Below are 14,388 nucleotides of genomic sequence, written 5' to 3'. Positions count from 1 at the left end.
CGCAGCGGCGGCGCTCAGAAGCCGAACACCTGCCTCAGCAGGAACAGCAGGATCTGGATCAGCACCAGCGCCACCAGCACCGACAGGTCGATGCCGCCGATCGGCGGGACCACGCGCCGGATCGGGCGCAGCAGCGGCTGGTTCAGGGCGTGCACGAACGGCGCCAGCGGCGCGTTCGGGTTCACCCAGCTGAAGATCGCCTCGATGATCAGGAGCGCCATGAAGCCGTACAGGATCCAGTTCAGGAAGCGGTGCAGCGCATACAGCAGCACCATCTCGCCGCTGCCGCCCTGCAGCAGCAGGAGCGTGCTGGCCACCAGCACCACCAGGAAGGCGCCGATCAGGCTCGCCCAGTCGTAGCCCCGGGTGCCCGGCACCACGCGCCGCAGCGGCATCACCAGCCAGTCGGTGATGGTGTGCACGAACTGGCGGATCTGGTCGGGCAAGCGCACGCGGATGGCGTTCGTCCAGAAGCGCAGCAGCAGCACTCCACCCACCAAGCCTGCGATGATATCGACGATAAACTGAAGAATGGACAGCACGGACTCTCCTCAAAAAAAAACCGCTGTGCGAACAATCACACAGCGGCATTGTGCCTGAAGCAGCCCCGACTTGCCATGCGCACATGGCGCGCAGCAGGTCGGGCGAGGTCCGGTATTAAGGACGGCTGCTGGTCGGGAACGGCCATGCGGTCGGCGCCAGCACGGTCTTCGCAGGAGCGGCGCTTGGCGCTGCCGGAACGGCGCTTGGTGCGGCTGCCGGTTGCGCGGCGGTGGTCGCTGCCGGCTTGGCCGCCGGTTTCTTGGCGGCCGGTTTTTTCGCTTCCGGCTTGGCTTCGGCCTTGGCGTCGGTCTTCACTTCCGGCTTGGTATCGGCCTTGGTGTCGACTTTGGCTTCCGGCTTGGCGTCGGCCTTGGCCACTGCTGCTGGCTTGGCTTCTGGCTTGGCGGCAACGGTCTTGGTTGCTGCAGCTTTCACTGGAGCAGCTTTTTTGGCGGCTGGAGCAGCCTTGGTTGCAGCCGGCGCAGCTTTATTAGCGGCCGGCGAGGCTTTTTTTGCTGCGGGCGACGCTTTCTTCACTGCTGGTTTTGCGGCGGTTTTGGTGGCGGTCGCTTTTTTCGCTGCCGGTTTGGCGGCGGTTTTGGTCGCGGTCGCTTTCTTCGCTACCGGTTTGGCGGCGGTTTTGGTGGCGGTCGCTTTCTTTGCTGCCGGTTTGGCGGCGGTTTTGCTTGCGGTCGCTTTCTTCGCTGCCGGTTTGGCGGCGGTTTTGGTCGCGGTCGCTTTTTTCGCTGCCGGTTTGGCGGCTGCCTTGGTGGCGGTCGCTTTCTTTGCTACCGGTTTAGCGGCGGCCTTGCTTGCAGTCGCTTTTTTGGCTGCAGGTTTAGCGGCGGCTTTGGTCGCGGTTTTAGCGGTCGACTTGGCGGCTGGTTTAGCGGCGGCCTTTTTCGCTGCCGGCTTGGCTGCTGGTTTAGCGGCGGCTTTCTTTGCTGCCGGCTTGGTGGCCGACTTGGTGGCCGACTTAGCTGCCGATTTTGCTGCTGGTTTAGCGGCGGCTTTCTTTGCTGCCGGCTTGGCTGCCGGTTTAGCGGCGGCTTTCTTCGCTGCCGGCTTGGCTGCCGGTTTAGCAGCGGCTTTCTTCGCTGCTGGCTTAGTTGCCGACTTGGCTGCCGGTTTTGCAGCGGCTTTCTTCACTGCAGGCTTTGCTGCCGGCTTGGCTGCCGATTTGGTCGCGGTTTTGGCCGTTGCCTTGGTAGCAGCGGTTTTGGTCGCGGCGGTCTTGGTTGCAGTAGCTTTCTTTGCAACAGGTTTAGCAGCGGTTTTCGCCGCCGGCTTGCTCACGGCCTTGGCTGCCGGCTTGGCGGCTGCCTTGGTGGTGGTGGTGGTGGTCTTGGTCGCGGCTTTCTTTGCGACTGGTTTCTCTGCTGCAGCCTTTGCGTTCGACTTCGTCGTGGACGAAGGCGCGCTCTTTGCTGCTGCCTTTGCTGCTGGTTTCTTAGCGGTTGCCATTCTTGTTCTCCTTCATCTGCGATGAGAAATACGCTCAAGGTTTAAAACCCGCCGGATCAAACCCGGCGAATTATTCATCGGACCAAAGCAAGCGTCGATTTAGGCCAATGAATCCGGCACCGGCTGAACTGCTGCAACTCCTCACAGTTGCAGCGCTTCAGCCAACGTCGACAGGTCACCGTTCCAGCGTTTCACATCGCTACCCTTGCGGGTGCGAAAAGAAAAAGCCGCCTTGCCTGAGCAATTGGTCAGACAAGCCGGCTTGTTCTTTTCGCTTCGCTTCCGTGCATACTGTTTGGTTCAGCGTCCTATTATTCGATCGATTTTGCCCGATGCCCGCGACAATATCACATCTTCTCGATTTGACAAATTCAATCACGTAAAGTACGCGCATTCTTTGTGAGCGCGCAACCGTGAATCGCAAAAAAAGTCGCGCGATTTGGACGTTGAATTGCGCATCCGCGCGCCAATCAGCGACATGCCTGACATGCGCTGCAGCCTTTACCTATCGCATTTCAACTGATCGATAAGCGGGAATCACGCCGGCATCTTGCCTCCGCCAGCGGGTCATATTCCTGTTTCCAGCGCCGCATGACCGCAAAGCGCCCGCCAACGCGCCAATGCATCTGAATCAACGTCATCCGAGTAAGTCTCGCTGCACGCGAGAACGCATACTCCGCACCCAATTGCGCCGTTCGAAATGATCTTCCATGCCACACCATTTGCTCCGCGGTCGACGCGCCAGCGACTGCGCGTTCGCCGTCAACCGCCGGATTTCAGGCGTTCGATGAACCAGCGCCCCGCCGGTCCCGGCGGGTGGTCCTTCATGAAGATCGCGTGCATCGAAAAGCCCGACCCGAGCACCGGATGCGTCTCGAGTTCGATGCGCACCAGCGCGCCGCTCGCCAGGTCTTGCTCGACCATATGCAGCGGCATATTGCCCCAGCCCAGGCCGGCGCGCAGGAAGGCGTGCTTGGCGCCGAGATCGGCCAGGCGCCACACGCGCGGCGACAGCACGCCGAAGTCGCGGCCACGGGTCAGGCTCGAGCGGTCGGTCAGCACCAGCTGCACGTGGCGCCCCGCCTGCGCCCGCATCACCGTGCCTTCGATGCGCGCCAGCGGATGGCCGGGCGCAACCACCGTCGCCGCCTGCACGCCGAGCAAATATTCCGAAGCGCAGGCGGCCGGCACGTCCGGAAACGAACCGATCACCGCGATGCGGCACTGCTCATCGAGCAGCGGCTGCACCACGGCGCCGAGCGCCTCGACGTACAGGCGCAGCGGCGTCGATGGAAACTCGCGGTGGAAGGCCTGCACCGCCTCGGTGAGCTTCACGATCGGATACATCACGTCGACCGCCACTGATAGCTCCGGCTCCAGGCCGCCGGCCAGCGCGCGCGCCCGCGCCTTGAACGCATCCATGCCGTCGGCCGCGTGGCGCGCCTCGGCCAGCAAGGCGCGGCCGGCCTCGGTCAGTTGCGGATAACGGCCCGAGCGGTCGAACAGCGCGAAGCCCACCTGCGACTCGAGATTGGCCAGCGTGTGGCTCACCACCGATTGCGCGCGCCGCAGCTTGCGGCCGGCGGCGGAAAAGCTGCCCTCGTCGGCTGCGGCGATAAAGGTGCGCAGCTGGTCCATGGACATTCCGTCGAGCATCCATCTACTCCATCGACAGTTGATATCGAATTATATAGGCTTCTTGGATCGATCAAGCACGCCTAAGATGTTGTTCATGGACGCCGCACACGAGCTGGCGTCAACCACGACAACCATTCGAAAGGAACGACCATGACCGCCAACGCCACCCAGACCAGCCAGTCCATCATCCCCGCCATCGGCCGCATCCTGATGGCCACGATCTTCGTCTTCAGCGGCGTCGGCAAGGCGCTGGCGCCGGAGGCGACCCTGGGTTACATCCAGTCGGTCGGGCTGCCTTTCGCCTCGCTCGCCCTGGTCGGCGCGATCGCCGTCGAGATCGGCGGCGGCGCCCTGCTCGCCCTCGGCTACCAGACCCGCCTCGTCGCGGCCGGCCTGGCGGCGTTCTCGCTGGTGACGGCCTTTGTGTTCCATAACGCGATCGGCGACCAGAACCAGCTGATCCACCTGTTGAAAAACGTCGCGATGGCCGGCGGCCTGTTGCAGGTGGTGGCCTTCGGCGCCGGCGCATGGAGCCTGGACGCGGCCACCGGCCGCAAGGCCGCGCCGCTGGCGGCGTGAAGGTTCACAGGCCGAACGGCCCGTACCAGTAAGTGATGTCGATGACCGCGCCACGCTTTGAAACATAAGCCTGGCGCGTTTCGCAGTTGACGAACAGCGCGCGGAAGGTGCCGTCCAGTTGCCGGGTCGGGATGTCGGCCGGATGGCTGCCGGTGGGACGCAGCGCCCCCGTTGAGTGGCCCGGCTTCGGATCGGTGTTCGTGATGAGCATGCCGGCCAGCTTGAAACCGCCCTCGGCGTCGCGCGCCAAGGCGCGTTCGATCAGGCCGGCGCAGGCTGCGTCGCGGGGCATGCGCTCCGCATGCATGGCCGGGGCCATCGGCAGCCGGACGGGCTCCGCTTGACTGGCGGCGCAGGCGCCGTGGGTGACGGCAAGGAATACTGCCAGCAAACTACCGGGGTGTCGCATGCGCTGCTCCGGATCGTAGGTATTCAGGAATCGACGCGGCGGCCGCCGCGTCGATTCCATCTTAGCGCAAGCCCTGGCGCCGATCTAGCGTTTGGGCACGATGCGCCACACCGTGCCGCCGGCGTCGTCCACCACCAGCAAGGCGCCGTCGGCCGCGACTTCGACCGCGGCAGGACGGCCCCAGACGTCGCGGTCGCTGATCACCATGCCGCTCATGAAGTCCTGGTACTGCCCGGTCGGCACGCCATCCTTCATGAACACGCGCGCCACCTTGTAGCCGGTGCGCACGCCGCGGTTCCAGGAGCCGTGCAGCGCGACGAAGACCTCACCCTCGTACTCCTTCGGGAAAGCGTGCTTGGCGCCCTTCGGCGCGTGATACACCACCATGCCCAGCGGCGCCGAGTGGGCCTGCAGCAGCACGTCCGGGGTGATCGTCTTGCCCTTCAGGTCGGGGCGGATGCCTTTCAGGCGCGGGTCTTCGTTGTCGCCGATGTAGTACCACGGCCAGCCGTAGAAACCGCCCTGCTTCACACGCGTCAGATAGTCCGGCGGCAGGTTGTCGCCCAGCGCGTCGCGCTCGTTCACATTGCACATCACGTCGCCGGTGGCCGGATACACCAGCAGGCCGACGCAGTTGCGCAGCCCAGTCGCATAGGTGCGGCGGTTCTTGCCGTCCGGGTCGAAGGCCATCACGGTGGCGCGGTCGGTCTCGACGCCCCAGGCGCTGCCTACGCCGTGCTTTTTCTCCCACTCGGCGAGCGGCAGCGGCGGCTTTGGACCGATGTCGCTGGCGACGTTGGTGGCCGAGCCGATCGACAGCAGCATCGTCTTGTCGTCCTTCGAGAACACCAGGGTGCGGGTGGTGTGGCCGCCGCTGGTCTCGGACAGCTCGGGGATCACCACCTCGGCTTGCCCGCGCGCCTTCAGGTCGCCGTTGCGGTAGGGGATGCGCACCACCGAATTGACGCCCGCCACGTACAGGTATTGCGGGTTGGCGCCGGAAGGCCAGAACGCCATGCCGTAAGGACGCGACAGGCCGCTGGCGAACACTGCGGCGGTATCGGCCTTGTCGCCGTTCTTCGAGCGCAGCACTTTGACTTCACCGGCGCCGGTCGCGGCCAGGAACACGTCGCCGTTCGGTGCGCGCAGAGCGACGCGCGGCTTGTCGGCATCCTGGGCGAACACGCTCACCTCGAAGCCCGGCATCACGATCGGCAGCGTGCCGTTCGGACGCGCCTGCACGCGCGGGCTGTTGCCGGCGCTCTCGGTGGCGAACGGCTTGGCCAGGTCGCCCGGCTTGATGTGGAAGACCTTGCCTGGCTGGGTGTCGTCCCAGGAACCGGCGCGGTCCGCCGGCCTGGCGGCTGCGGCCGGCGCGGCGGCGGTAGCAGGGCCTTGCAGGCTGGCCAGGTAGTCGATCAGCGCGGTGCGCATCTTCTGGTCCGGCACGCCGACCGGCATCGTGGTGCCGGGCACGCGCTTGGCCGGGTCGAGCAGGAACACGTCGAGTTCTTCACGGGTCCAGACCAGGCCCGCGGCGCCGGCCTTGGCCAGCGCGCCCGAATAGCCGAAGCCTGGGATGCCGGCAGCCTTGCGGCCGACGACGCCGAACATGCCGGGACCGGCCAGCGGCGACAGCTTCGCATCGACCGTGTGGCAGCTGGCGCAGTTGTTCTGGAAGATGGTGCGGCCGGCGGTGACTTGCGGCGCGGAGGCGGCGTGAGCGACGGATACCGTCGCCAGGCTGGCGAGCATGAGGGCATGCAGCGTCAGGGTGTTGGCTTGCAAGGTTGTCTCCTGGTCAGGCGTGAAAAATCGCCATCATAGGGCAAGTTATCCCTGCGCACGCATTTATCCTTCGTCGGCCAGCCTGGCGCCGTAATCGCGCAGCAGCGCCGCGCGGCGCGGCCTGAAACTGATGCCGGTGGCCGCGACCGCGGCGATGCGGTCGGCGCGGAACATCCGGAAGTCGTCGCGCAGGCAGCAGCGCGCCAGCACCACCAGCATCCGGTCGAGGTAGACGATGGCGAGCGGCCAGATCGTGCGGCTGGTCGCGGCGCCATCGCGGTCGACGTAATCGATCGTGAGCGCCTCTTCGCGCCAGCAGCAGGCGCGGATCAGCGCCATGTCGGGCAGTCGCGCGAAACGCTCGCTGAAATGGTGGACCCGCGACACCGCATGCAGCAGGTGCTGCTGCCCCAGCGACGGCAGGGTCGCGGCCACCTTGCCCAGCACCGACTCGGCCGCCGCGGCCAATGCGGGGTCGCCCATATTGCGCACTTCGGCCAGCCCGAGGGTGAGCGCCTCGATCTCGATGCGGCTGAAAGTCTGCGGACGCAGGGTGCCGTCTTCGACCAGGGTGTAGCCGAACCCGCGCTCGCCGCCGATCTCGGCGCCGCTCACGCGCAGGCTCTCGATGTCGCGGTAGACCGAGCGCACCGAAACCCCAGTCTCCTGCGCCAGCTGGGCCGCCGTGACCGGCGCCGGCAAGCGGCGCAGGGCATCGAGCAAGCGGAAAAGACGATTGGGGCGGGACATGGCTACTGACAGGAATTGGCAGGACGATTTCCTATAGTAGCACCTGTCTTTTCCACCACCCAAAGGAGTTCACCATGTCGGTCCAGGCAGTCATCCACCTCAATTTCCAGGGCCAGGCGCGCGCCGCCCTCGCCTTCTACCAGTCCGTGTTCGGCGGCGAGATCATGCAGGTCACCTACGGCGAGTCGGGCAAGGTCAACGATGCCGCGGACGCCGACCGCATCATCTACGGCCAGGTCAAGGCGCCGAGTGGCTTTCATATCATGGCCTACGACGTCGAAGCCGCCAAGCCATGGGACCAGGGCCGCAATGCCTTCTTCGCCGCGCTGGTCGGCGAATCGCAGGACGAGATCAGGACGCTGTGGAATGGGCTGGCGCACGGCGCCGATATCGCACAGCCGCTGGCGGCGGCCGAGTGGTCGCCGCTGTACGGCATGCTGAAGGACCGCTTCGGCGTGACCTGGATCGTGAACGTCGTCGTGCCTGCGGATGGCGCCTGAGGCGGTCCGGACAAACAAAACCCCGCAGCTGCGGGGTTTTGTCATTCATGCGATGCCGATAGCAATCAATCCCAGCTCAGGGTGCCTCCGGTCTGGTACTCGGTTACACGCGTCTCGAAGAAGTTACGTTCCTTCTTCAGGTCGATCATCTCGCTCATCCACGGGAACGGATTCTCTTCGTTCGGGAACAGCGGCTCCAGGCCGATCTGCACCGCGCGGCGGTTGGCGATGAAGCGCAGGTAGCCCTTGAACATCGGGGCGTTCAGGCCCAGCACGCCGCGTGGCATGGTGTCTTCGGCGTAGCGGTATTCCAGGTCGACGGCCTGCAGGAACAGGGCCTTGATCTCGTCGCGGAATTCCGGGGTCCACAGCTGCGGGTTTTCCATCTTGATCGTGTTGATCAGGTCGATGCCGAAGTTCACGTGCATCGACTCGTCGCGCAGGATGTACTGGTACTGCTCGGCGGCGCCGGTCATCTTGTTCTGGCGGCCGAGCGCCAGGATCTGGGTGAAGCCGACGTAGAAGAACAGGCCTTCCATCAGGCAGGCGAAGACGATGATCGACTTCAGCAGCTTCTGGTCGTTCTCGACCGTGCCGGTCTTGAAGTCAGGGTTGGTCAGGACGTCGATGAACGGGATCAGGAACTGGTCCTTGTCGTGGATCGATTCGATCTCGTTGTAAGCGTTGAAGATCTCGCCTTCGTCCAGGCCCAGCGATTCGACGATGTACTGGTAGGCGTGGGTGTGGATCGCCTCTTCGAAAGCCTGGCGCAGCAGGTACTGGCGGCACTCGGGGGCGGTGATGTGGCGGTAGGTGCCCAGCACGATGTTGTTCGCGGCCAGCGAGTCGGCGGTCACGAAGAAGCCCAGATTGCGCTTGACCAGGCGGCGCTCGTCTTCCGACAGGCCGTTCGGGTTCTTCCACAGCTCGATGTCGCGCTGCATGTTCACTTCTTGCGGCATCCAGTGGTTCGCGCAGCCGGCCAGGTACTTGTCCCATGCCCACTTGTACTTGAACGGCACCAGCTGGTTGACGTCGGTTTCGCCATTGATGATGCGCTTGTCGTCGGCGTTGACGCGCTTGGCCACTTCAGCGGCGGGAGCGCCTTCTGGATTGGCGGCTTGTGGGGCGCGCTGGGCGCTGGTTGGTTCGTCGTCCCAAGAGAGCATGGTGATTTCCTTCTGTCGTGGCCTGGCGCGAACAAGCGCGGTGAGGCCACATGATGTGTTGATAGCGGAGATGATGGTGCGGGCGACCGTCCGGTCGGCCCGCACCCGGTTACAGCATTACTGGCAGGCTTCGCACTCGTCGAAACCGGCGTCGCCCGGACGCAGGTAGCAGGCGGCGCCTTCGGCTTCCGGTGCGGCTGGCGCCGCTGCCGCGGCGGCGGCCACCGAAGCGGCTGCCGGCGCTGCATGACCTGCCTGCAGGCCGCCCGAGACCGGCACGGCGTTCAGGGCGCCGGTGCGGGTGGTCGACTTCTCCAGGTGGGTCGCGGCGATGGTGCGCAGGTAGTAGGTGGTCTTCAGGCCACGCAGCCACGCCAGCTTGTACGTCTCGTCCAGCTTCTTGCCCGAGGCGCCGGCCATGTAGATGTTCAGCGACTGGGCCTGGTCGATCCACTTCTGGCGGCGCGAGGCGGCTTCCACCAGCCACTTCGGCTCGACTTCGAAGGCCGTTGCGTAGATGTCGCGCAGGTCTTGCGGCACGCGGTCGATCTTCGAGAGCGAACCGTCGAAGTACTTCAGGTCGGCGATCATGACTTCGTCCCACAGGTCGCGCGCTTTCAGGTCGCGCACCAGGTACGAGTTGATCTCGGTGAATTCGCCCGACAGGTTCGACTTCACGTACAGGTTCTGGAAGGTCGGTTCGATGCAGGCCGACACGCCGATGATGTTCGAGATGGTCGCGGTCGGGGCGATCGCCACGCAGTTCGAGTTACGCATGCCGAACTGCTTGATGCGCTCGCGCACCGGGGTCCAGTCCATCGATTCGCTGGTGTCCTGCTCCAGGTAGCCGCCGCGTTCTTCCGCCAGCAGCTTGATCGAGTCCTGCGGCAGGATGCCGCGGTCCCACAGCGAGCCGGTGTAGGTCTCGTAGCGGCCGCGTTCTTCGGCCAGCTCGGTCGACGCCAGGTAGGCGTAGTAGCAGACCGCTTCCATCGAAACGTCGGCGAACTTCACCGCTTGCTCCGACGCGAACGGGATGCGCATCATGTGCAGGCAGTCCTGGTGACCCATGACGCCCATGCCCACCGGACGGTGGCGCAGGTTCGAGTTGCGCGCCTTTTCCACCGCGTAGTAATTGATGTCGATGACGTTGTCCAGCATGCGCATCGCGGTGCGGATGGTCTTTTGCAGCTTGACGTGGTCCAGGCCATCGCCCTTCATGTGCTGCGGCAGGTTCACCGAGCCCAGGTTGCAGACGGCGATTTCGTCGGCGCTGGTGTTCAGGGTGATCTCGGTGCACAGGTTCGACGAGTGCACCACGCCCACGTGCTGCTGCGGCGAACGGATATTGCATGGGTCCTTGAAGGTGATCCATGGGTGGCCGGTTTCGAACAGCATCGACAGCATCTTGCGCCACAGGTCCATGGCTTCGATCTTCTTGAAGACCGCCATTTCGCCGTTGGCCGCTTTGGTTTCATAGGCCAGGTAGGCTTTCTCGAAGGCCTTGCCGGTCAGATCGTGCAGGTCTGGCGTCTCGGACGGCGAGAACAGGGTCCAGCTGCCCTTTTCCATCACGCGCTTCATGAACAGGTCGGGAATCCAGTTCGCGGTGTTCATGTCGTGGGTGCGGCGGCGGTCGTCGCCGGTGTTCTTGCGCAGGTCCAGGAATTCTTCGATGTCCAGGTGCCAGGTTTCCAGGTAGGCGCAGACCGCGCCCTTGCGCTTGCCGCCCTGGTTCACCGCCACGGCGGTGTCGTTGACCACTTTCAGGAACGGGACCACGCCCTGCGAACGGCCGTTGGTGCCCTTGATGCGCGAGCCCAGCGCACGCACCGGAGTCCAGTCGTTGCCCAGGCCGCCGGCGAACTTCGACAGCAGCGCGTTCTCCTTGATGGCGTCGTAGATGCCTTCCAGGTCGTCGCCGACGGTAGTCAGGTAGCACGACGACAGCTGCGAGCGGCGGGTGCCCGAGTTGAACAGGGTCGGGGTCGAGCTCATGAAGTCGAACGACGACAGCAGGTTGTAGAACTCGATGGCGCGCGCTTCGCGGTCGTCTTCGCGCAGGGCCAGGCCCATCGCGACACGCATGTAGAAGGCCTGCGGCATCTCGATGCGCACGTCGCGCACGTGCAGGAAGTAGCGGTCGTACAGGGTCTGCAGGCCGATGTAGCCGAACTGCAGGTCGCGGTCGGCGACGATGGCCTTCGCCAGGCGCTCGAGGTCGTACTTGCCCAGCTCTTCGTCCAGCAGCTCGGCCTGGATGCCCTTCGCCACGTATTGCGGGAAGTAGGTCAGGTATTCGGCGGCGGCGCCGGCTTGCGGCACTTCGTGGCCGAACACTTCTTTACGGATGGTGTGCAGCAGGATGCGCGCGGTCACCTGGCTGTAGGCCGGGTCTTTTTCCATCAGGGCTCTAGCAGCCAGGATGGCGGACTTGTACAGCTCTTCGACCGGCACGCCGTCGTACAGGTTCTTCAGGGTCTCGGCGACGATCGCGTCGGCGTCGACGTGCTTTTCCAGGCCCGAGCAGGCGGCGTTCACGAGGGCGTGGACGTCGTTGATGTCCAGCAGGCGGCGTTCGCCGCCGTCGACCACGTGGATCTGCGGCGCGGCGACCGGCGCGCCACCTAGAGCTTCCTTGGCCGCGCGGCGCTCGTCCATGCGCTTGGCGCGGTACAGCACGTATTCACGCGCGACGTCGTGTTCGCCCGAACGCATCAGCGACAGCTCGACCTGGTCCTGCACGTCTTCGATGTGGAAGGTGCCGCCGTTCGGCTGGCGGCGCACCAGCGCGGCCACCACGTTGCCGGTCAGCTGTTCCACCAGTTCGCGGATGCGCGCCGAGACCGCGCCCTGGCCGCCGGCCACGGCCAGGAAGGCCTTGGTCATCGCGACCGAGATCTTGTTCGGCTCGAAAGCGACGACGGCGCCGTTGCGGCGGATGACGCGGTAATCGCCGCGCGCGACGATCTCGGCCGGGGTTGGGCTGGTCGACGCCGATCCTGGGGTGACGTGTTGGTTGATCGAGATGTTCTGTGCTGTTTGCATTGAGCCTCCAGGATGAGCGGCGGACCGCCTTTGTACATGAGAACCGGGTGGCGGATGGCGCCGCGGTCCGTCAACAAAATTAAAAGCAAAACAAATCCCCGCCAGCCGGTGGCCGATGCTGGCAAACCAGAGAAGCAGGGTTAAGAATATGTAAATAAAGCTTGTCAGCAGATGCTTAATAGACAAGTCGCTGAACAAACGTGTGGGCAATTTGTGGGCAACTTGTGGACAACGTGCGGACAACTCTCAGCTGGCCAAAATGCTAGTACCGTTCGGTCTGCTACCACTACATCTAGTGCCAAGCTTTGATATGAGACTAATTGTAGTACCTCGCTTGCGATCGAGGCAAGCTAATAAATGGTCATTTTTTTTGTTTTTTGGCGTGCGCAGTCTTGACATTTCAGCGTCGTACAAAAGAAGGGCAGCACACGGTGAGCAAGCACTAACATCAGAAAAATCTGCGCCAAATGGGCAAATTACGTAGGAATCAAAACGAGGCGCGCATGCTCCGCCACAGCGCATTTTGCACCAAAATAATTACCATAAAGTAACATAACCAGGTGACTGGAGGCGATCATAGGGCGGCAAATCCTGCCGACGCAGTGATCGTTGGCGCCCCTTGAACGCGTCGGCGGCAGAGCCGCCAACCCTACGCATGTCGTCAATCGTCCGGCGCGCTGATGTCCAGTTTCTGCATCTGATAACGCAGCTGGCGCACGCTGATCCCCAGCAGGCTCGCCGCCTGGGTGCGGTTGAACTGGGTCTGCTGCAGCGCGCGGCCGATGATGTCGCGTTCGACCTGCTCAAGATACTCTGGCAGGTTGCTCGGAAGTTCGGCGGGGCCGAGGGCGACCGGAGCAGGCGCCGCCTTGGGTGCATGCGGTGGCGCCGGATCAGCGACCGGGTTCACCAATGTCGGCTCCGCTGCGGCAACCGGCGCAGCGGTGCCGTCGTCCTTCCGCCCTCCTTCCACCGGCCGCGCCGCCTTGAGCGACAAGTCCCCGACCTGGATCACGCCATCGTTGGCGAACGCCAGCGCCCGCTCCAGCACGTTCTCCAGCTCGCGCACATTGCCGGGGAAGGAATACGCCTTCAATGCCTCCAGCACGCCCGGCCCGAGCGACGCCTGCCCCGGCCCGGCCAGCCGGTCCAGGATGCCGTTCGCCAGCAGGGGCAGGTCGTCCAGCCGCTCGCGCAGCGGCGGCAGCGCCAGCTCGATCACGTTCAGGCGATAAAACAGGTCTTGCCTGAACTTGCCCGTCTCGACGCAGCGCGCCAGGTCCTGGTGGGTGGCGCTGATGATGCGCACGTCGACCGGCTCTTCGCTCGTCGCGCCGATCTTGCGCACGCGCCGCTCCTGGATCGCGCGCAGCAGCTTGACCTGCATCGCCAGCGGCAAGTCCGCCACTTCGTCGAGCATCAGGGTGCCGCCGTTGGCGGCCTGGAAGAAGCCGTCGCGCTCCTCGGCCGCGCCGGTGAAGGCGCCCTTGCGGTAGCCGAAGAACTCGGCCTCCATCAGGGTTTCGGGGATCGCGCCGCAGTTCACCGCCACGAAGGGTTTACCTGCACGCGAGCTCTGGGCGTGGATCTCGCGCGCCGCCAGCTCCTTGCCGCTGCCGGATTCGCCGGTGATCGAGATCGGCGCCATCGAGCGCGCCAGGCGCGCGATCTGCGCCCGCAGCGACTGCATCGCCGCGGAATGGCCGATCATGCGCGAAGCAATCGCTCCACCGTCAGGCGCCGCGGCGCCCCCTTCCGACAGTTTCAGGGCCGAGCGCACCATCACGCGCAGCGCGTCGAGCGCCACCGGCTTGGCGATGTAGTCGAAGGCGCCGGCCTTGAGCGCCACCACCGCGTTCTCGGCGCTGCCGTAGGCGGTGATCACGGCGACCGGCGTGCCCTTGCCCGAGGCGGCGATCTCGCGCACCAGTTCCAGCCCCAGGCCGTCCGGCAGGCGCATATCGGTCAGCACCAGCGCGTAGTCGTGTTCCTCGAACAAGGCACGTGCCTGGCGCAACGTGGCGGCGCTGTCGACGTCCAGGCCCATCTTGAGCAGGGTGATCTCGAGCAGCTCGCGCAGGTCGGCTTCGTCGTCGAGCACCAGGATGCGGGGCGCGCTCATGGCTTACTCGAGCGCGAAAGTGATGACAAAGCGGCCGCTGGCCTTGCGCGGTCCCAGCGCGGACGGGTCGAACCGGTATTCATAATCGAGTTTCGCATCGTTGTTCAGGCACAGTTCGCGCGCCAGGTAGAGTCCCAGGCCGGTCCCCTTGCTCGACGTAGTATAGAAGGGCTCGAACAGGTGGTCGCGCACTTCCGGCGTGATGCCGGGGCCGTCGTCCTGCACGTGCAGCTCGCGCCGGCCGGCGGCGTCGCGCGCCGGAAAGATGCGGATGCTGGCCGGCTGGCGGCTGGCGTAGCGCACCGCGTTGTTCAGCAGGTTGAGCAAGACCTCGTGCAGGTGCAGCGGATCGAAGCGCACCGCGCTGCCGCCCGGATC

General features: G+C 64.7%; 13 protein-coding genes. 3 read left to right on the top strand and 10 right to left on the bottom strand.

Features of this window, described 5'->3' with window-relative positions:
* Positions 1-14 precede the first annotated feature (14 nt).
* Positions 15-542, bottom strand: coding sequence for a YggT family protein (locus tag HMPREF9710_RS07410; protein WP_005665272.1), 528 nt, complete (start codon positions 540-542; stop codon positions 15-17).
* A 115-nt stretch (positions 543-657) separates the two neighbouring features.
* Positions 658-978 (bottom strand): hypothetical protein, encoded by a 321-nt coding sequence (locus tag HMPREF9710_RS28365; RefSeq protein WP_179944484.1) that lies wholly within the window; start codon positions 976-978, stop codon positions 658-660.
* Between the two features lie 31 nt (positions 979-1,009).
* Here HMPREF9710_RS28365 and HMPREF9710_RS28805 point away from each other — a divergent pair, with 31 nt between their 5' ends.
* Positions 1,010-2,032 (top strand): hypothetical protein, encoded by a 1,023-nt coding sequence (locus HMPREF9710_RS28805; RefSeq protein ID WP_051205030.1) that lies wholly within the window; start codon positions 1,010-1,012, stop codon positions 2,030-2,032.
* Between the two features lie 737 nt (positions 2,033-2,769).
* On the opposite strand, the gene HMPREF9710_RS07395 is transcribed toward HMPREF9710_RS28805, so the two are convergent.
* Complete coding sequence (locus HMPREF9710_RS07395) at positions 2,770-3,663, bottom strand: LysR family transcriptional regulator (RefSeq protein ID WP_005665268.1); 894 nt, start codon at positions 3,661-3,663, stop codon at positions 2,770-2,772.
* Between the two features lie 132 nt (positions 3,664-3,795).
* On the opposite strand from HMPREF9710_RS07395, the gene HMPREF9710_RS07390 reads away from it, so the two are divergent.
* On the top strand, positions 3,796-4,224 hold the full coding sequence (locus HMPREF9710_RS07390; protein ID WP_005665267.1) for a DoxX family protein: 429 nt from the start codon (positions 3,796-3,798) through the stop codon (positions 4,222-4,224).
* Positions 4,225-4,228: 4 nt separating this feature from the next.
* On the opposite strand, the gene HMPREF9710_RS07385 is transcribed toward HMPREF9710_RS07390, so the two are convergent.
* The 3 genes from HMPREF9710_RS07385 to HMPREF9710_RS07375 form a co-directional block, all read right to left on the bottom strand.
* A complete protein-coding gene (locus HMPREF9710_RS07385) occupies positions 4,229-4,516 on the bottom strand; it encodes a hypothetical protein (RefSeq protein WP_157225448.1) in 288 nt (95 codons plus the stop codon).
* 201 nt (positions 4,517-4,717) lie between these two features.
* Complete coding sequence (locus HMPREF9710_RS07380) at positions 4,718-6,421, bottom strand: PQQ-dependent sugar dehydrogenase (RefSeq protein ID WP_005665264.1); 1,704 nt, start codon at positions 6,419-6,421, stop codon at positions 4,718-4,720.
* Between the two features lie 63 nt (positions 6,422-6,484).
* Positions 6,485-7,171, bottom strand: coding sequence for a helix-turn-helix transcriptional regulator (locus tag HMPREF9710_RS07375; RefSeq protein WP_005665262.1), 687 nt, complete (start codon positions 7,169-7,171; stop codon positions 6,485-6,487).
* A gap of 74 nt (positions 7,172-7,245) precedes the next feature.
* On the opposite strand from HMPREF9710_RS07375, the gene HMPREF9710_RS07370 reads away from it, so the two are divergent.
* Entirely contained in the window at positions 7,246-7,671 is a 426-nt protein-coding gene (locus tag HMPREF9710_RS07370) for a VOC family protein (RefSeq protein WP_005665260.1), read from the top strand.
* A gap of 65 nt (positions 7,672-7,736) precedes the next feature.
* On the opposite strand, the gene HMPREF9710_RS07365 is transcribed toward HMPREF9710_RS07370, so the two are convergent.
* The 4 genes from HMPREF9710_RS07365 to HMPREF9710_RS07350 all read right to left on the bottom strand — a co-directional run.
* Positions 7,737-8,840 (bottom strand): ribonucleotide-diphosphate reductase subunit beta, encoded by a 1,104-nt coding sequence (locus HMPREF9710_RS07365; protein WP_005665258.1) that lies wholly within the window; start codon positions 8,838-8,840, stop codon positions 7,737-7,739.
* A gap of 117 nt (positions 8,841-8,957) precedes the next feature.
* Positions 8,958-11,888, bottom strand: a complete 2,931-nt coding sequence (locus HMPREF9710_RS07360; RefSeq protein WP_005665256.1) for a ribonucleoside-diphosphate reductase subunit alpha — start codon at positions 11,886-11,888, stop codon at positions 8,958-8,960.
* A 661-nt stretch (positions 11,889-12,549) separates the two neighbouring features.
* The gene (locus HMPREF9710_RS07355; protein WP_005665253.1) at positions 12,550-14,010 is read right to left on the bottom strand and encodes a sigma-54-dependent transcriptional regulator; all 1,461 of its coding nucleotides are present in this window, start codon (positions 14,008-14,010) and stop codon (positions 12,550-12,552) included.
* A gap of 3 nt (positions 14,011-14,013) precedes the next feature.
* Positions 14,014-14,388: ATP-binding protein (locus tag HMPREF9710_RS07350; RefSeq protein ID WP_005665251.1), on the bottom strand; the 375-nt coding region annotated here is incomplete at its 5' end.

Origin of the sequence: Massilia timonae CCUG 45783, from assembly GCF_000315425.1 — a bacterium.
Classification (GTDB): domain Bacteria; phylum Pseudomonadota; class Gammaproteobacteria; order Burkholderiales; family Burkholderiaceae_D; genus Telluria; species Telluria timonae.
The sequence above is the reverse complement of the archived record's forward strand: the minus strand, read 5'-3'. Positions and strand labels throughout refer to the sequence as shown.